Origin of the sequence: Streptomyces sp. WAC07094 (genome assembly GCF_036320405.1) — a bacterium.
Taxonomy (GTDB): domain Bacteria; phylum Actinomycetota; class Actinomycetes; order Streptomycetales; family Streptomycetaceae; genus Streptomyces; species Streptomyces lannensis.
The window spans coordinates 3,163,180-3,181,139 of sequence record NZ_JAVMJZ010000001.1; the positions used below are offsets into that span (position 1 = coordinate 3,163,180).

At 71.1% G+C, this 17,960-nt stretch carries 13 protein-coding genes; 3 read left to right on the forward strand and 10 right to left on the reverse strand.

The genetic code is table 11. The annotated features are described in order from the left end of the window. Nucleotides 1-126: 126 nt before the first annotated feature. The 5 genes from RCR19_RS13825 to RCR19_RS13845 all read right to left on the reverse strand — a co-directional run bounded on the left by RCR19_RS13825 (nt 127) and on the right by RCR19_RS13845 (nt 4,884). Nucleotides 127-1,755, reverse strand: a complete 1,629-nt coding sequence (locus RCR19_RS13825; RefSeq protein WP_331265427.1) for a serine/threonine-protein kinase — start codon at nt 1,753-1,755, stop codon at nt 127-129. Between the two features lie 176 nt (nt 1,756-1,931). Beyond that, nucleotides 1,932-3,356 carry an RtcB family protein gene (locus tag RCR19_RS13830; protein ID WP_331265428.1) on the reverse strand — a complete coding sequence of 475 codons (1,425 nt, stop codon included), beginning with the start codon at nt 3,354-3,356 and terminating at the stop codon, nt 1,932-1,934. A gap of 75 nt (nt 3,357-3,431) precedes the next feature. Next, nucleotides 3,432-3,863, reverse strand: coding sequence for a DUF2267 domain-containing protein (locus tag RCR19_RS13835; RefSeq protein WP_059128413.1), 432 nt, complete (start codon nt 3,861-3,863; stop codon nt 3,432-3,434). Nucleotides 3,864-4,127: 264 nt separating this feature from the next. Further along, nucleotides 4,128-4,547: an archease gene (locus RCR19_RS13840; protein WP_331265429.1), complete on the reverse strand. Its 420-nt coding sequence runs from the start codon at nt 4,545-4,547 to the stop codon at nt 4,128-4,130. A 40-nt stretch (nt 4,548-4,587) separates the two neighbouring features. Continuing rightward, on the reverse strand, nt 4,588-4,884 hold the full coding sequence (locus tag RCR19_RS13845; protein WP_331265430.1) for a hypothetical protein: 297 nt from the start codon (nt 4,882-4,884) through the stop codon (nt 4,588-4,590). A gap of 515 nt (nt 4,885-5,399) precedes the next feature. On the opposite strand from RCR19_RS13845, the gene RCR19_RS13850 reads away from it, so the two are divergent. The 3 genes from RCR19_RS13850 (at nt 5,400) to RCR19_RS13860 (ending at nt 11,640) form a co-directional block, all read left to right on the forward strand. After that, the gene (locus RCR19_RS13850; protein WP_331269430.1) at nt 5,400-7,943 is read left to right on the forward strand and encodes an amino acid permease; all 2,544 of its coding nucleotides are present in this window, start codon (nt 5,400-5,402) and stop codon (nt 7,941-7,943) included. A gap of 133 nt (nt 7,944-8,076) precedes the next feature. Then, nucleotides 8,077-8,901 carry an enoyl-CoA hydratase/isomerase family protein gene (locus tag RCR19_RS13855; RefSeq protein ID WP_331265431.1) on the forward strand — a complete coding sequence of 275 codons (825 nt, stop codon included), beginning with the start codon at nt 8,077-8,079 and terminating at the stop codon, nt 8,899-8,901. A 558-nt stretch (nt 8,902-9,459) separates the two neighbouring features. Then, nucleotides 9,460-11,640 (forward strand): SpoIIE family protein phosphatase, encoded by a 2,181-nt coding sequence (locus tag RCR19_RS13860; protein WP_331265432.1) that lies wholly within the window; start codon nt 9,460-9,462, stop codon nt 11,638-11,640. Nucleotides 11,641-11,698: 58 nt separating this feature from the next. Here the strand turns inward: RCR19_RS13860 and fumC are convergent, their stop codons facing one another. From fumC to ychF, 5 genes are all read right to left on the reverse strand, one after another. Further along, a complete protein-coding gene (gene fumC / locus RCR19_RS13865) occupies nt 11,699-13,180 on the reverse strand; it encodes a class II fumarate hydratase (protein ID WP_331265433.1) in 1,482 nt (493 codons plus the stop codon). Next, nucleotides 13,177-14,850 carry an NAD-dependent malic enzyme gene (locus RCR19_RS13870; protein WP_331265434.1) on the reverse strand — a complete coding sequence of 558 codons (1,674 nt, stop codon included), beginning with the start codon at nt 14,848-14,850 and terminating at the stop codon, nt 13,177-13,179. Before RCR19_RS13870 ends, fumC begins: the two co-directional genes overlap by 4 nt. A 628-nt stretch (nt 14,851-15,478) precedes the next feature. After that, entirely contained in the window at nt 15,479-15,643 is a 165-nt protein-coding gene (locus RCR19_RS13875) for a hypothetical protein (RefSeq protein ID WP_331265435.1), read from the reverse strand. A gap of 301 nt (nt 15,644-15,944) precedes the next feature. Further along, the gene (locus tag RCR19_RS13880; protein ID WP_331265436.1) at nt 15,945-16,532 is read right to left on the reverse strand and encodes an ArsR family transcriptional regulator; all 588 of its coding nucleotides are present in this window, start codon (nt 16,530-16,532) and stop codon (nt 15,945-15,947) included. A gap of 186 nt (nt 16,533-16,718) precedes the next feature. Further along, nucleotides 16,719-17,807 carry a redox-regulated ATPase YchF gene (ychF, locus tag RCR19_RS13885; RefSeq protein WP_331265437.1) on the reverse strand — a complete coding sequence of 363 codons (1,089 nt, stop codon included), beginning with the start codon at nt 17,805-17,807 and terminating at the stop codon, nt 16,719-16,721. Nucleotides 17,808-17,960 lie beyond the last annotated feature (153 nt).

A 17,960-nucleotide genomic window follows, 5' to 3' on the forward strand; every position in this document is an offset into this window, starting at 1 on the left:
CACCGTCCCCACGCCGTCCCCCCTCGCGTACGCGTCCCGCCCCGGAGTGCGCACATCCTTCCACGCGCTACCGACAGCGGCGGGCCCCGAAGGCGGCCCGGCCCGCCTCCCGAAGCGAGCCGGCCGCTAGGGCGCCCGCCAGACCGTCACGTCCGCGGTCACGAAACTGCTCCCGCTGTCCGGCATCGCGGTCGACTTCTGCTGGATCACGACCAGCGCCACGTCTCCCGAGCGGTTCTCGACGCAGATCTGGCTGCCGGCCGCCACCGCGAACATGGAGAGACTGTGCCGTTTGATGCCCTTGACCATGGTGCGGCATTCGTCGAGGGAACCGGGCGTCTTGCCGTACAGGACGTTCATCCTGCTGGTGTCGCTCTCCAGCGAGCAGTCGATCCGGGTGCAGGCCAAGCGGAGGTCGCCCTTGCGGTCCTTGCGGCTGATCGGGTCCTCCCCCAGGCTCAGCGAGCTCTTCTCGTCCAGAAACTGGATCGGATACGGATCGGGCAGCGGCGAGGCGCGCGTGCTCGGCGAGGGACCCGGGGCCGCCCCCTCCCGGTCGTCGGCCCCCGCGGCCGCCAGGGATCCCCGGGAGGTCGCCGAGGACCGTGCGGATCCCGACGACCCCGCGGATGTGGTCGGACCGGACGTCGAGGACTTGGCGGCGTTCCCGTGGCGAAGCCCGGCCGTCCCATCCATGACCGCCCAGCCCAGGGCCGTCAGCAGCAGCACGGCCGCCGTCATGACGGCGCCCGTGATCACCGCGGTGCGTCGGGGGCGCACCCGCTGCCCGTCCCGCGCCGTCTGCTGCCCCGGCGAGGGCAACGGCGGCGTGTAGAACGAGGTGGGGACGGGCACGGGCGGCGGAACCGTCACCTCCGGCCCCGTGACCTCCCGCCAGACCGCGGGCCCCGCGCCCGCGTCGGCGTCCGGACCCAACTGCCGCCGGCATCGGTCGACCACCTCCGCCGGGGTGGCGCGCTCCGCCGGATCGGCGGCGAGGCACCGTGCGATCAGCGAACGGAGCTCGGCGGGCAGAGGGGACAGGTCGGGTTTCGAGTGCACGATCCGGTACAGCACGCTGACCGAGGGGCCGTCCCCGTACAGGGGCTCGCCCAGCGCCGCGAAGGCCGCCGTCTGGCCGAGCGCGAAGATGTCGGACGCCGCCGTGACCTCACCCGCGGACGCCTGCTCGGGGGCCATGAACTGGGGGGTGCCGACGGCGTAGCCCGAGGCCGTGTGGGAGGTGACGTCGGAGGTCTGCGAGATGCCGAAGTCGATCACACGCGGGCCGTCGGCGGCCAGCAGCACGTTCGACGGCTTCAGGTCCCGGTGCACGATTCCCGCTCCGTGGATGGCCTGGAGCGCCTCGGCCACCCCCGCCATCAGCCACAGCACCGCCGGCACCGGCAGCGGTCCGCGCCGGGCGACGGCCTCCGCCAGCGAGGGCCCGGGCACATAGAGCGTGGCCAGCCAAGGCGGTACGCCGTCCGCGTCCGCGTCGATCAACTCGGCGGTGTAGGCGCCCCGGACCCGCTGGGCCGCCTTGATCTCCCGGCGGAACCGCCGCCGGAAGTCCGGGTCGTCGGCCAGTTCGGGCCGCACCACCTTGATGGCCACCGGTCGGCCGCCTGGTGTGTGCGACAGATAGACCCGGCCCATTCCACCCGCGCCCAGCCGGGCGGCGAGGCGGTAACCGGCCACCATGGGCGGATCGTCCGCCTGCAGTGGCAAGAACACCTCGGTCGCGTTGTTCATCGGCCCCCCGTCCCCTTCGGCCCCCCGAGTCGACCAACACCCAGTAGCGTAAAACGCGCCCCGGCGAACCCGGTTGGCGACCCCGGCCCACCGCGCACAGCCCGGTGGCTGCCCGGAGCCGGGACGCCGGCACCCGCACCGATGAGCCGTCCACCGCGCGCAACGCTGCGCCAGCGCTAGCCCTTGACGACGCCCAGCGGGACCAGGCGGGCCACCGGCCGGGCGAGCCCCGCGCCTTCGGCAGCGCGCACGACCAGGTCGACGTCCTTATAGGCGTCGGGGGCCTCTTCGGCCAGGCCGCGCCAGGAGGACGGCCTGACGGCGATTCCCCTGGACGCCAGTTCGTCGCGCAGTTGCTCGCCGCGGACCCGGTGCAGTGCCTGGTGGCGGCTCCAGAGGCGCCCCGCGCCATGGGCGGCGGAGGCGAACGCGTCGTTTCCGGCGACGCCGGCCATCACGTACGACGCCGTTCCCATCGTGCCGGGAACCAGCACGGGATGCCCGAAGTCGGCGAGATCCGCGGGCAGGTCCGGGTGGCCGGGCGGGAGAGCCAGGGTGGCGCCCTTGCGGTGGACGCACAGCCGGCGCGCCACCCCGTCCACCTCATGGGTCTCGATCTTGGCGATGTTGTGGGAGACGTCGTAGACCAGATCGAGCCCGGTCTGCGCGGCGGTGGCGAAGGCGCGCCGCGCCGCCTCGGTCAGCAACTGCCGGTTGGCCCGCCCGTAGTTGGCGGCGGCCGCCATCGCGCCGAGGTAGGCGCGGCCCGGCGTGGAGACGGCGGGGGCACAGGCCAACTGCCGATCGGGTACACGGATGCCGAAGGCGCGCAGGGACTGGTCCATGACCCGGACATGGTCGCTGCACACCTGGTGGCCCAGACCGCGCGAGCCGCAGTGGATCATGACGCAGACCTGGCCGGTGTGCAGGCCGAAGGCGCGCGCGGCCTCGGCGTCGTAGACGTGGTCCACCGCCTGAACCTCCAGGAAGTGGTTGCCCGAGCCCAGGCTGCCCACCTGCTGGAGCCCCCGGTCCACGGCCCGCTGTCCGACCTGCGATGGATCCGCGTCCGCCAGTGCTCCGCCGTCCTCGCACCGCTCCAGGTCGCGCGTGACCCCGTGCCCCTGTTCGACCGCGTACCCGGCTCCCGCCACCAGCAGCTTCTCCATCTGCGCCCGGCCGGACAGCTTCCACAACCCCCCGCGCCCCGCTCCGCGCGGGACCGTGTCGCCGAGCAGGTCCATCAGCCTGCGCATGCTCGGCGCCAGCGCTTCGCGGTCGATGCCGGCGGCGAGCAGCCGGACGCCGCAGGAGATGTCGAACCCCACCCCGCCGGGCGAGACCACTCCCCCGGCGTCGACGTCCGTGGCCGCGACGCCGCCGATCGGGAAGCCGTACCCCCAGTGCATGTCGGGCATGGCGAACGACGCGCGCACCACACCGGGCAGCGTCGCCACGTTCGCCACCTGCTCCAGCGTTCTGTCCTCGGCCGACCGGGGCAGCAGGTCCGGCGTCGCGAAGACCACTCCGGGCACCCTCATGGGGCCGTACCGGTCCATGCGGAACCGGTACGGGCCCTCCGGCACCAGCGACATGTCCATCGCCGTCACCGTCCGTCGGGCGGCCGCCGTACCGGTGCCGGGGCGGCGGCCTGCCGCCGTCCGGTCAGCGGGCCGTCAGGCGGCCGGCTGGAGGAGGACGTCGCGGATGTCGTGCGGGATCTGTTCCAGCGCCGACTCCAGCGTCCCGGGCGAGACGTGCTCGCGTACCACCAGGGTGACCGCGGCCGCGATGCGGGGAACCTCCTCGGTGGAGATCCTGGCCTCGTGCGAGAAGCGGTTCAGATAGCCCGCGCGGTCGTACTTGATCGGCACGATGCTGGGATCCCAGCCGTCGTAGTAGGCACCTCGCAGCAACTCGGGGAGTTGCGCGGCGAAGTGCGCGGCCACGTCCACGGTGAGCCGGTCCCGGAGCGTGTGCATCCAGGTGCGCAGCACCCGGTGGGCGAGGTGGCGGTCCTCGGTCCCCAGCCCCTCGCACACCGATTTCAGCCAGATGTTCGCCGTGTGGATGGTGCGCTCGAAGTCGGGCGGGTGTGTGACGGACATGAGTCTTCCCTTCCGGTCTGTCGGCGGCGTCTCCGCACCGGAAAGGAACCCGGCGCGGTGGCCAGGGCGGTGCGGTGTCCCGCACCGCGACGACCAGGTGATGGAGAAGTCGACAGGTGTGCCGGCACCTGCCGGGGGCGGCCCGTGACCGATGCCCCGGGGGCGGTGGCGCGGCTGCTTCTCTTCGTCCCTGTCCTCTCACTCCATCGTAGGGCGGCGCAATCCGGTCGGCAGCCGCGCCGGAGGACGGCAGGCCGCAGGCGCTCACACGTCGATCGTCACCGAGCAGGTCCAGCCCCGCGGCCCCCGGGAGACGGCCAGACCGTGCAGGGTGACCGCCTTCGGGGCGGCGCCCGTCACCGGGAGCGTGGCGGCGTCGGCCATGCGCAGACGGGCGCGCAGACCTCCCGCGACCGGGGCCAGTTCCACGTCCAACGGGACCTCGTCCTCGGTGTCGAGCCAGTAGACGACCTCCTCCAGCAGGGCCACGAGCACGTCCTCGTCGCGGTCGGCGCGCAGCAGCACCTCGCGTGTGCGCCCGGCGACCGCTCCCGTGAGGTCCAGGAAGGACTCGCACACCCCCCGGACGGCCTGTGCCAGGCATTCCGCACGGGTCGGACCCCACGCCTCGATGCGCAGATCCGCGGTGTGCGGAACGCCGCGGTGCCCACCGGGCCGCGTCACGGGCCTGCGCCACCGGGCCCGAAGGTGCCGTCGACGGCGTTCAGACCGGCCCACCCTTCTCCTGGTGCTGCGGGACGCAGGCACCGCCGCCGGCCCGCACGGCTTCCACCACCTCCTGGTGCAGGTGCCGGCTCTCCTCCTCGGAGGGACAGGGCACCGGGCTCCCGGCGAGGGTGAACCACTGCGAACCGCCGCTGTACTGGACCGCCACATCGGCCTGCCTGCCGTCCCAGGTGGTGTGCACGGTCAGGTCGCCGGTCATGATCCCGTCCTCGTCGGTTCGGGCGCCCCCGCGCCCTGCGAACACCCCCGTCGTCGTCCACGATGCCCAGAGCATGACCATCAGCCCTTCCTCATGACCGCGAGCGCACGCTTCTGCTGCTGCACCCGCTACTCGGTATGGTCCGCCCGCCGCACCCGGAACGACAGCGGGGACCGCGACGGGGGCGGCGCCGCCCCTCCGGGCGGGGACCGGGCGCACGACGGAAGACGACCCGAAGTACCACGCAAAAGGTGCACTTGTTGTTAATCCGGGATGTACGGGGCAGGGTAGTGGCAGTGCCCCGCACCCGACTCGTCCCGTATTCCGGATCACGCAGGAGGGATCATGCCCGACGCACGAACGCGTGACCGGACCCGCCGAGACCGGGCCGTCACGGCCACGTGCGGCGACAGGCCGGCGACGGACGCCGCACGGGACGTCCGCCTCCCCGGCCGCCCCGTGACGTCGCGGACGGGCGAGGCCCCGAGTTGAAATCAGGAGTGAGGCTCTTCGGCGGCTCCGTGTCCGCCGGCCGCCCCGCTCCCGGATCGGGGGCCGGCCGGAAGGGGCTCAAGAACGGCGCCCTCGGCATGTTCTCCTCGGTCGTCATCGGGCTGGCCTCCACCGCCCCCGCCTACAGCCTCGCCGCCACCCTGGGCATCGTCGTGACGGCGGTCGGACTGCAGGCCCCGATCGTCACCATGCTGGCGTTCATCCCGATGCTGCTGATCGCGTACGCCTACCGTGAGCTCAACGCCAGCAACGCCGACTGCGGCACGACCTTCACCTGGGCGACCCGCGCCTTCGGCCCCCGCACCGGCTGGATGGGCGGCTGGGGCATCATCGTCGCCGACATCCTCGTGATGGCGAACCTCGCCGAGATCGCCGGCATCTACGGCTTCCGGCTGGTGGGCTACGACGCACTGGCGGCGGACCGGCTGTGGACCACCGTGGCCGGCATCGTGTGGATCGCCGTGATGACCGCGGTCTGCTATGTCGGCATCGAGCTGTCCGCCGCGGTCCAGCGCTGCCTGCTGTGCGTGGAGGTCGGAGTGCTGCTCCTCTTCGCCGTCACCGCGCTGGTCAGGGTGTACACGGCCGGCCCCGCGGAGTCGCTGCATGTCTCCGCCTCCTGGTTCAACCCCTTCGAGGTGCCTTCGACGACGGCGCTGACCTCGGGCGTCCTCGCGGCGGTCTTCCTCTACTGGGGCTGGGACACCGCCGTGACGGTCAACGAGGAGACCGTCGACAGCCGGCGCATCCCCGGGCGGGCCGCGCTCGTCTCCACCGTGCTGCTGCTCTTCACGTACGGGCTGGTCTCCACCTCGGCGCAGTCGTTCGCGGGCGTCGGCACCTCGGGCACGGGGCTGGGCAACGCCGGCCACTCCGGCGACGTGCTCTCCGGTCTGGGCAACGCCGTGTTCGGGAGCAGCGGACTCGGGGTGTTCCTGTCCCGGCTGCTGATCCTGATGGTGCTGACCTCGGCGTTGGCCTCCACCCAGACCACCATCCTGCCGCTGGCCCGGACCGTCTTCTCCATGGCGGTCCACAAGGCCGTGCCCGCCCGGTTCGCCCGGGTCCACCGCAGGTTCCTCACCCCGACCTGGTCGACCGTCGGCATGGGGGCGGTCTCGATCGGCGTCCTGATCCTGCTGACCTCGTTCAGCCGGGACATCCTGGCCGACTCGCTCAACTCGGTCGGCCTCGCCATCACGTTCTACTACGGGCTGACCGGCTTCGCCTGCCTCTGGTACCACCGCAAGGTGCTCACCCGCAGCGCCGGGGACATGGTGTTCAAGGGCATCCTGCCGGGGCTGGGCGGGCTGACGATGCTCTCCCTGTTCCTCTACGCCGCCTTCGATGTCTACGCGAACCCCCGGCACGGCGTGACCACCGTCGACCTGCCCCTGATCGGGCCGACGGGCGGCGCCACGGTCATCGGCCTGGGCGCTCTGCTGCTCGGCTTCGTCCTGATGCTGGTGATCACCCGAGGGCACTCGGCCGCGCTCAAACTCCAGCGGAGCCTGCTTCCGCACAGCCTGCCGCCGCACACCGCCGTCGACACGGCGAGCCGCTATCTGCCCGCCGACAGCGGGACCGGTGTGGGCGGCGACTGGTTCGACGTGATCCCTCTGTCCGGCGCCCGGGTCGGACTGGTCGTCGGCGACGTGCTCGGCCACGGCCTGCGCGCCGCCGCCACCATGGGGCGCCTGCGCACGGGCGTGCGAGTGCTGGCCCGGCTGGACCTGGCCCCGGACGAGGTGCTCTCCCGCCTGGACGACCTCGTCGAGCAGACCGTGCACGAGAACGGATCCGGCCACCCCTCGGGCCCCGGGCGATCGCACGGTGACGAGGCCAGGGGGGTGACCTGCCTGTACGCGGTCTACGATCCCGTCTCCGGACGGTGCAGCCTCGCTCGGGCCGGGGAGTCGCCGCTGGTGGTCGTCGACCCGGACACGGATGCCGTCGACTGTCCGGAACTGCCGCCCGGACCGCCGCTGGGAGTCGGCGGTCCGCCCTACGAGAGCACCGAACTCGAGCTACGGCCCGGCAGCCTGCTCGCCGCCTTCACGCTCGGCCTCCTTCAGGCCGTCGACAGCCACGACGCCGGGCTGCGTCAACTGGCCCGGGCCCTGGCCGACCACCGGCGGCCCCTGGAAACGCTGTGCGACCGAGCCGTGGCCGGTCTGCTGCCCGGTCCCGTGGACGAGGACGCGACGCTGCTCCTGGCCCGCACCCGTCTGCTCGACCGCAACCAGGTCGCCCGGTGGGAGCTGCCCGCGGACCCCGCGACGGTGTCCACGCTCCGCACCACGATCAGCAAGCAACTGGCCGACTGGGACCTGGACGAGCTGGTGTTCACGACGGAACTGATCGTCAGCGAACTGGTCACCAACGCCATCCGCTATGTCGGCGGCACGATCCAGGTACGTCTGATCCGCGACCGGACGCTGATCTGCGAGGTCTCCGACACCGGGCACACGGCGCCCAACCTGCGCCACGCGGCGAGCGACGACGAAGGGGGCCGGGGCCTGTTCATCATCGCCCAGATGACCCAGCACTGGGGCACGCGCTACACCCCCGACGGAAAGATCATCTGGGCGGAGCAGGCCCTGCCGGGGCTCTCCGTCTAGGACCGCGTCCACGGGCCGCCGCCGCGGATGTTCCGCGGCCTCTCTGGTGCGCGGTCGGCCGGACTTCGTCTCACTCGAAGGACCCCAGATCCTGGATTGCATTTTTAAAGTCAACCCTCTAGGGTCCGAAGCCATGAGCAACGAAACCCAGTTCCGGACAGACGTGGTGTCGCCGTCCTACTGGAAGGTGACCTTCACGAACGGGCCGGTCAATCTCATCGACGTGGACACGATCGAGCAGCTGGCCGAACTGCTGACCCGTATCGAGCAGGATCCCGATCTGACCGTGGTGGTGTTCCGGAGCGAGAACCCCGACTTCTTCATGGCGCACTGGGACTTCCTGGCCGACACGGCCCGCGTGGCCGCCATGAAGCCCGGCCCGAGCGGCCTTCACCCGTACGCGGACAACCTCCTCCGGCTCGGCAAGGTGCCGGCCGTCACGATCTCGGCGATCGACGGCCGCGTGCGGGGAGCGGGCAGCGAGTTCGTCCTGTCCACCGACATCCGCTTCGCCGGGCCGAACGCCGTCCTCGGGCAGTTCGAGGTGGGCGTGGGCGCCGTGCCCGGGGGCAATCCGATGGGGCGCCTCGCCCGGCTGGTCGGGCGGGGCCGCGCGATGGAGATCCTGCTGGGGGGCGACGACTTCCCCGCGCAGCTCGCCGCCGAGTACGGCTATGTGAACCGCGTCCTGCCCGAGGGGGAGCTGGACGACTTCGTCGACACCTTCGCACGCCGCATCGCCGGCTTCGACAAGGTCGCGGTGACCGGTACGAAGCACCTCACCGACTCGGCCGCGCCGATACCGACCGAGGAGTTCGGAACGGCCCTGACCACCTATTTCGCCACGGCGGGACGCCCCGAGAACGCGCACCGCGCGCAGCGCCTGTTCGAACGCGGCCTGCAGCAGCCGAACGGCGCGGAACTCGACCTCGGGAGGCAGATCGCCGACCTCGGCTGAGTCCACCGGCGGATCCCGGCCGCACCCCGGCCCCGCGGCGAACGCGGAGGACCCGGCGCCCGCCCCGCGGAAACGATCGTGCCGCCCGCCCCGGCCCGGCGGCACCCCGGGCGGGGCCCGTCCTGGGGCACGGGCGGCCGCCGGGGAAACGGCGGTCGATCAGCACGGCACCGCCGACGACGACGGCCGCCGCCCACGGCGCACGGCGAGGCGCCGCTTCGCCGAGGACCACGCGGCAGGACCTGACATACGGTCATGCCGGTGGCTCCTACGAGAGCGATCGACGGCGGATCCCCCGCAAGGGGGGCCGGGCCCCGAGGAACGGCGCGAGCACCGCCAGGGTGTCGGCGGCGAAGAGATCACGGCGACCGGCGATCCCTTCGGGGCGGCACGGCCGATAGCGCCGCCGACCGTGGCGTCGACCGCGCACCGACCGCGGTTCGACGACGCCCTCCCGAGCCCGAAGGCCCACAGGCCCGGTGTCCGGGGCGCACTGCATGCAAAGCAGAAGTAAAATGGGCGCACTATCCCGCCGACGGCAGTGGGGCGGCGAAAGAGATGGAACGGTACGAGCCCATCCCGCCGAGTTCGACCCATGCACCCCTCGCCGCGCGGGACCGGGAGCAGCTCCTGGTCACCACGGCCGAGAGGCTCGTCGTCGACATGGGCGCGGCGGCGGCGGCCGTCTTCCTGAAGGTGCCGGGCGCCCCCGATCTGCGTGCCGCGGTCGTGGCGGTGACCACGACGGGAGTGGGATCGCTCGAGCACATACCCCTGGGCGACATGAGCCTGCCGTCGTCACGGGCGTGGCGGTCGGGCCGTGTGGAGACCGCACGGCATGTGGACATCGTGCCCGGCCATCCGAACCTGACGGTCGTGGCCCCCTTCCCGCTGGAGGCCGCGGCGGCGCCGCTCTTCTCGCCGACCCGCCGCTTCGGCACGCTCACGGCCTTCTGGCTGAGTGTGTGCGACGAGTCCAGCGGGCGGGAGCGGGAACGACTGGCCGCCGCGGCCTCGGCGCTGGCCCGTGACCTGGACCTGCTGGCCGATCAGGGGGCGTCGATGGCTCCGCCCCGGATACCGCACGTCTTCGCCGTGGAGGGCCGGGGCGCGGGAACCGAGACCCTCACCCCGTCGACCACTCCGCTGATCTACCACCTGCACAAACTCGCCACGTACCTGGCGACGACGGTGCACATCCGGGACGTCGTGGACATCTCCATGGAACGCGTCATGGACGGATTCCAGGCCAGGGCCGCCGTCTTCGGCCTGGTCGACGGGGACCGGTTCCGCGTGGCGAGCGCCTCGGGCTGTGCCAGGGAATTCGTACGCGCAGTGGACGGCTCACCGCTCACGCGGCCGACGCCCGAGACGGAGGCGATCGACCGGCAGCACCTGATCCTTTACGGCCCGGGCGACGCGGGACCGGCGGGTCGACTGCCCGAACCACTCCGCGACCGGCAGTACTTCTGGGTGATCCTGCCGCTGCTGGCCGAAGAGAGAGCGGTGGGCACCCTGTCGATGGCGTTCGATGTGCAGCGCGCGGACATCGTCTCCGAGCAGGGCACCCTCACGGCGCTGGCCACCGCGGTCGGTCAGGCGGTGGAACGGACCCGGATGCACGAAGTCCAGCATGCGCTGGCGGACGACCTGCAGCACGCCCTGCTGCCACCCGTACTGCCCCAGCCGGCCGGGGTGGTGAGCACCAGCAGATACACGTCGGCGACCAGCGGGATCGAGCTCGGCGGGGACTGGTACGACCTCATCAGGCTGCCCGAGGGCCGGCTGGTGATGGTGATCGGGGACGTCCAGGGCCACAACACGGCCGCCACCGTCGTGATGGGCGAACTGCGCAGCGGGGTAAGGGCCTACGCGACCGAGGGGCACGACCCCGGCGTCGTGCTCGCCCGGGCGAACCAGCTGCTGATCGGCCTGGACACCGACCTCTTCGCCACCTGCTGCTGCGCCTGGCTCGATCCGGACACCGGCAGGGCCCAGATGGCCACCGCCGGGCATCCACCGCCGTTGCTGCGCATGGCCGACGGCCGCATGCCCACCGTTCGTCTCGACGCCGGGATGCCCCTCGGCATCGACCCCGGGACGACGTTCCAGGTGACGGATCTCCAACTCGAGCCGGGCACACTGCTCGCCTTCTACACGGACGGGCTGGCGGGGCTCGGAGGCGATGTCGACCCGAGGGCGGTGGGCGCGGCCTTCCACGACCCCGGGAACCTGGAGACCGTGGGCGACCTGCTCATCGGAGGCTTCGGCGACTCGCCCCGGCGGTGCCCCGACGACGCCGCGCTGCTCCTGGTGGCGTACGAAGGGCCCTCGGCCGAAGCCCAGCGCAATGTGCGTCAGTTGAGGATCCAGAGACGCGATCTTCAAGGAGCGCGGCGCACCCGCAGACTTCTGCGCGAGTGGCTGGCGGGGTGGGACCTGTCCTCCATGGCCGACGACGAGGAACTGCTTCTGTCGGAGATCGTCACCAACGGCCTGGTCCACGGCGACAGCGACGTGTACGTATACGTCCGGAAGTATCCCGAGCGCCTGCGCGTGGAGGTCCGTGACAGCGATCCGCACCCCGCGGCGGCCGTGACCGTGCCCCGTGAGGAGGACCAGGCCGAGGGCGGGCGCGGGCTGGTCATCGTGTCGGCGCTGGCCTCGGCGTGGGGCAACTCGCCGAGCGGGCGCGGGAAGACCGTGTGGTTCGAACTGCCGACGCCGAGCCCCCACTGACCGGACGCCGGGGGCACCGTCCCGGACCTGGCCGACGCCGCGCCGCCCTCGACCCGTGTCACGTCTGACCGACCATGGCGGCCGGCCGGACGATCCGGTCGAAGTCCTCGGCGGTGATGTAACCCGAGGCCAGTGCGGCCTCGCGCAGGGTGGTGTCCTCGTCGTCGGCCTTGTGGGCGATCGCGGAGGCCTTGTCGTAGCCGATCACGGGCGAGAGCGCGGTGACCAGCATGAGGGACCGGTCGACGTATTCCTCGATCCGGTCGCGGTGGAGCCGGGTGCCCTCGATGCAGAACTCGCGCAACTTGGTGCAGGCGTCGCCGAGGATCGTCGCCGAGTGCAGGAAGTTGTTGATGATGACCGGGCGCATGGCGTTGAGTTCGAAGTTGCCCTGGGTGCCGGCGAAGGCGATCGCCTCGTCCTCGGACAGCACCTGGATGCAGACCATGACCATCGCTTCGCACTGGGTCGGGTTGACCTTGCCCGGCATGATCGACGAGCCCGGCTCGTTCGCCGGGAGGATGAGTTCGTCGAGACCGCAACGGGGTCCGGACGCCAGCCAGCGGATGTCGTTGGCGATCTTCATCAACGGCACGGCCAGGGCGCGCAGTCCGGCGGAGGCCCCGACCATGGCGTCCAGGCCGCCCTGGGCGGCGAACTTGTTCTGCGCGGTGGTGAACGGACAGCCGGTAGCGGTGGCGATCTCGGCGGCGACCTGTTCACCGAAGCCGGGCGGGGCGTTGAGGCCGGTGCCCACCGCGGTGCCGCCCATGGCGAGTTCGTACAGGCCCTCGGCGGACCTGGTGACCCGGTCGACGGCTTGGCCCAGTTGGTGGGCGTAGCCGGACCACTCCTGTCCGACGGTGAGCGGTACGGCGTCCTCCAGGTGGGTGCGGCCGATCTTCACCACGTCGTGCCACTGCTGTGCCTTCGTCTCGATGGCCCGTCGCAGTTCCTGCACGCTGGGCAGCAGATGCTCGTGGATCACCTTGACCGCGGCGATGTGCATCGCCGTGGGGAAGGTGTCGTTGGAGGACTGCCCCATGTTGACGTGGTCGTTGGGGTGGATCGGCGACTTGCTGCCCAGTTCCCCGCCGACCAGCTGGATGGCGCGGTTGCTGATCACCTCGTTGGTGTTCATGTTGGACTGCGTCCCGGACCCCGTCTGCCACACGTACAGCGGGAAGTTGTCGTCCAGTCCGCCCTCGATGACCTCGTCGGCCACCCGCCGGATCAGGTCGGCCTTCCAGGCGGGGAGCCGCCCCGCGCGCCCGTTGACCGAGGCGGCGGCCTTCTTGACGTGGCCGTAGGCGTGGTAGACGGCCTTGGGCATGCGGTCGTCCCCGATGGAGAAGTGGATCAGCGACCGTTGTGTCTGGGCGCCCCAGTAGCGGTCCGCGGGCACGTCGATGGCGCCCATCGAGTCGGTCTCCCGCCGTGTGCCGACCGCGTGCAGTCCCACGGGGATGTCGAGGATCCTCGGGGCCCGGTCGTCATCGGCGGGCCCGGCCCGGTCCGTGGCGGAGTGCTGTCTGCTCATCGTGTCGCTCCATCGGTGTAGACCGGCTGCCACATGGCCTCCCGGACGGCCTCCCCGATGTCCGTCGGCTTGCAGGTGGCCACACCGTCCTCGAGCGCCGCCTCGACCACCGCGGTCGCCGTGATCGCCGAGGACTCCCGGAGGTTCTCCACGGACGGCAGCAGTGAGGCGCCCTGCCCCGACACGTCGACCTGGTCCGCGACCGCCCGCGCGGCCGCGAGCAGCATTCCGGCGGTCACCTGGGACGCCCCGGAGACGATCGTGCCCAGTCCCAGTCCCGGGTACAGCAGTGCGTTGTTGGCCTGCCCGATCCGGTAGGTCACTCCGCCATAGTCCACCGGCGGGACGGGGATGCCCGTCGCGACGAGCGCCTTCCCCTCGGACCAGGCGATGACATCGGCGGGCATGGCCTCGATCCGGGAGGTGGGGTTGGAGATCGGGAAGACGATCGGCCGCTCGGTCCCCTCGGCCATGGCCCGGACGACCTCGCGCGTGAAGGCGCCGTGCACAGTGGACGTGCCCAGCAGGATCGTCGGCTCGGCCCGCCGGACCGTCTCCAGCAGCGAGATCGCTCCGTCGTCCCTCGCCCAGTCGGCGACCTCGGCCGGATCGCGTGCGTAGGTCTGCTGGAAGTCGCGCAGATCGGTCATGTCGCGGGTGAGCAGCCCCTGTTTGTCGATGAGCCACACCTGGGAGACGGCCTGCTCCGGTTCTGCGCCGTCACGGATCATCGCGTCGCGCAGCTGGTCGGCGATGCCCACACCGGCGGTCCCTGCGCCGAAGACGACCAGCCTCTGGTCCCGCATCCGCACACCGGCGACCTTGACGGCGGCCAGCGCGGCGGCGAGCGTGATCGCGCCGGTTCCCTGCATGTCGTCGTTGAAGATCCGGTAGCGGCCGCCGTACTGCTCCAGGATCCGGCGCGCATTGCTGGGCCCGAAGTCCTCGAAGTGCAAAAGGGCGTCGGGGAACGTGGACGACGCCGTCTCCAGGTACTGCTCGATGAACGCGTCGTACTCGGCGCCGCGCGTGCGGGGATGCCGGTTGCCCAGGTACAGCGGGTCCTCCAGCAGCGACTTGCGGTCCGTGCCCACGTCCAGCGACACCGCGACGACACGGCTCGGGTCGATGCCCGCGGCCGCCGTGTACACCGCGAGTTTGCCGACCGAGATCTGGATCCCGCCCACGCCCCAGTCGCCGATGCCCAGGATCTCCTCCGCGTCCGTGCACACGATCAGGTCCACGTCCTCGGGGCCGAGTTGGAGCGTGGCGAAGGCCTTCTCCATGTCGTCGGGCCGGTCGATGGAGAGGAAGATGCCGCGTGGGCGCCGGTACTCGTGGGAGTACTTCTCGATCGCCTCGCCCACGGTGGGGTCGTAGACGATGGGCAGCAATTCGGCCAGGTGCTCGGTGAGAACCTTGAAGTACAGGGTTTCGTTGCGGTCGTGCAGCTGTTCCAGATAGACGTTCTTGGCCAGGTCGGTACCCTGCATCTCCATCTGCTGGTAGGCACGCCGAGCCTGCTGGTCCAGGGTGAGCACTCCGGCGGGCAGGCGCCCGGTGAGACCGAGGGTCTCGCGTTCCTCCGGTACGAAGGCCACTCCGCGGTTGCGCAGCGGGTCCAGCAGGACGCCGGGGGTCGCCGGGGTCCGCGCGTGCCTCTCGGTCATCGGATTCTCCCTCTGTGAATGCCGTCCCGGCCCGGTCGGGTGACCACGAGGGCGCGTCCCGACCACGGCCGCCGGCGGATCGAAGGGGCGGGGTGTGCTGCTGCCCGTCGAGCAGATGCAGGGCTACGGGCATCGCCGCACGGGTCGGCGTCGTCCTCGTGGAGCCGGAACCACGGAACCGGCCGGCCGCGAAGTGCGCTCTCGACCGCACGACATGAAGGTCGCCACGGGGCCCCGGGGCCCGGCGGACTATGAAGGTGTGACGCCGTCATCCCGATGGGGCCGGCCGTCGCTCGCGAACAGGGCGGTCCTGCCGCCCCGTCGCCGGGGGCGCCTCATCGGTGCCACAGCGTGAATTCAGGCTAACCACTAGCCGACGGGCCGCGCGACTTCACCCGCCACCGGGCCGTACCGGTCGTGTGTGGGCCGGTGCCCGCGGCGGGCGACGGCGGGCACCCCGCGGGGCTCGGACCCGCACCGGCTCCTGCACAGGGGCCGATCCGGGCGCCGCGAGTCCGCGGTGATCAGGCCGAGGCGCCGGGCTCACCGGAGCCCGGCCCCCTCCGACCGGCTTCGGCTCGGAATCAGCACCGATGGAGGGGACGACCGGCCCTCGATCGACCGGTCCTCAGTAGCGCGGCATCTTCGGGATTGCCTTCTCCGCGAGCTCGATGAGCGCCTCCACCTTGGACACGTCGGCTGCAACCTCCTCCGGAGTCACCGCGGGAGCCTCGGACGATCGGTACTCCACCTCGTTGCGCCGGGCACGCATGCGGTTGAAAGGGCGCAGCACGGGCCCAGCGGCGGATCGAGTTGTGCACGGACGGCCTCATAGACCGTGATGTGCCCGCCGCGGCTCGTGGCGCGCAGGCCCTGGTTCTGCAATACGGCCGCCAAGGCTCTGCGCGCGGCGTCGTACGCCAGTGTGTACGCGCCTTCCGGGTCCGTTGCCGTCAACCGCCGCGCAGAGCCCACATGCGTTCGCGACCGGACCAACTCCGCCTCGGCGGCCTGCCGGGAAGCGGGTACTCGCTCGAGCGCACCACCGCTGAGGAGCGCGTCGATCGTCGCCCGTCCTTGATTCCAACGCTCCATCACGCCTCCCGCTCGAGGTTCAACCGGATCAGCGGACGCTCGCGAACGCTGGTGAGGAACGGATCGTCGGTGCGGGCGGACCACGCCTCGGCCGAGACCCGGTGGATGTTGACCTCGCGACGTAGCCGCCGAGACGCCTCCTCAGCGAGATCAAAAAGAGTGTCGGGATCAGGGTCGCCCACGACGAGGACATCGACATCGGCGGGGGGCGGGCCCGACTCGCCGTTGTAGCGTGCCGCCCAGGAGCCGTAGATGAACGCCTGCCGTACCCCTGCGACGTCCGCCAACGTCTCGGAGAGCAAGGGCAAGGGACCGAACGAGACAGACATGAGGTCACTCAGCGGGCGGTACAGCGCGGTGTCCGTCCGGGCCCGGACGAGGCGGCTTCGCCCCACCCGCCGGTCCGTCAGGATGCCGCCGCCGATCAACCGGTCGACCTCACGCAGGACGGTCGTGGGCGTCACACCGAAGTCTGCCGCGAGCTCGGTGATGTTGTACTCGCGTTCCGGATGCAGGAGGAGGAGAGCGAGGAGCTCGCCCTGCAGACGCGAACGCAGGACGGGAAGCAGACTCGGCGAAGCTTTCATTGGGCGCAGGATATCCTGCACCCAATGAAAGTAACAATGGGCGACCGTTCAGTCACACAGGCGGCCGGACACCCCCGGCACTCGGCACCGGGGCCGGTACGGGACGGCGAAGGGGCCGGATTCACCGGAACCCGACCCCTTGACCTGCGCGCGCGACGAGCCGTCCGGCGCAGGGCGACGCAACGGTCACACGTTGAACCGGAACTCCACCACGTCCCCGTCCTGCATCACATAGTCCTTGCCCTCCATGCGGGCCTTGCCGGCGGCGCGGGCGTCGGCGACCGAGCCGGTGGCGACGAGGTCGTGGAAGGAGATGACCTCCGCCTTGATGAAGCCCTTCTGGAAGTCGGTGTGGATGACACCGGCCGCCTCGGGCGCGGTCGCGCCCCGCTTGATCGTCCAGGCGCGGGACTCCTTCGGGCCCGCCGTCAGATAGGTCTGCAGACCCAGGGTGTTGAAGCCCACCCGTGCCAGGGTCGCGAGACCCGGCTCGTCCTGGCCGACCGACTGGAGGAGCTCGAGCGCCTCGTCCTCGTCGAGCTCGGCGAGGTCCGCCTCCAGCTTGGCGTTGAGGAAGATCGCCTCGGCGGGGGCGACCAGTGCGCGCTGCTCGTCCTTGAAGGCGTCGTCCATCAGCTCGTCCTCGTCGACGTTGAAGACGTAGAGGAAGGGCTTGGTGGTGAGCAGGTGCAGGTCGTGGAGCAGCTCGGCGCGCTCGCTGCCCTGGACGATGCCGTGGGCGAAGAGCGTGTCGCCCTTCTCCAGGATCTCCTTCGCCTCCTCGACGGCCTTGACCTTCGGGGCGACGTCCTTCTTGATCCGGGACTCCTTCTGCAGCCTCGGGAGGACCTTCTCGATCGTCTGGAGGTCCGCGAGGATCAGCTCGGTGTTGATCGTCTCGATGTCGTCCTTCGGCGAGACCTTGCCGTCCACGTGCACGACGTTCTCGTCCTTGAACGCACGGATGACCTGGCAGATCGCGTCCGACTCACGGATGTTCGCGAGGAACTTGTTGCCCAGGCCCTCGCCCTCGCTCGCACCCCGGACGATGCCCGCGATGTCGACGAAGTCCACCGTCGCCGGGAGGATCCGCTCCGACTTGAAGATCGCGGACAGCTCGCCGAGTCGGGCGTCGGGGACGCCCACGACGCCGACGTTCGGCTCGATCGTGGCGAACGGGTAGTTGGCAGCGAGCACGTCGTTCTTGGTCAGGGCGTTGAACAGGGTCGACTTGCCGACATTGGGCAGACCGACGATTCCGATCGTGAGCGACACGTTGCGACTTCCCGTACGTGAGGTGGAGGACTGGACCGGGGCGGTAGAAACCCGGGTCCGTCAGGAGCGGGTGTGGGACGATCCCCCAGTCTACGGCGTACCGGAACCCCACCCCGGCGGCGTATCGAACGCTTGGCCAAGGTCTCGCCATCG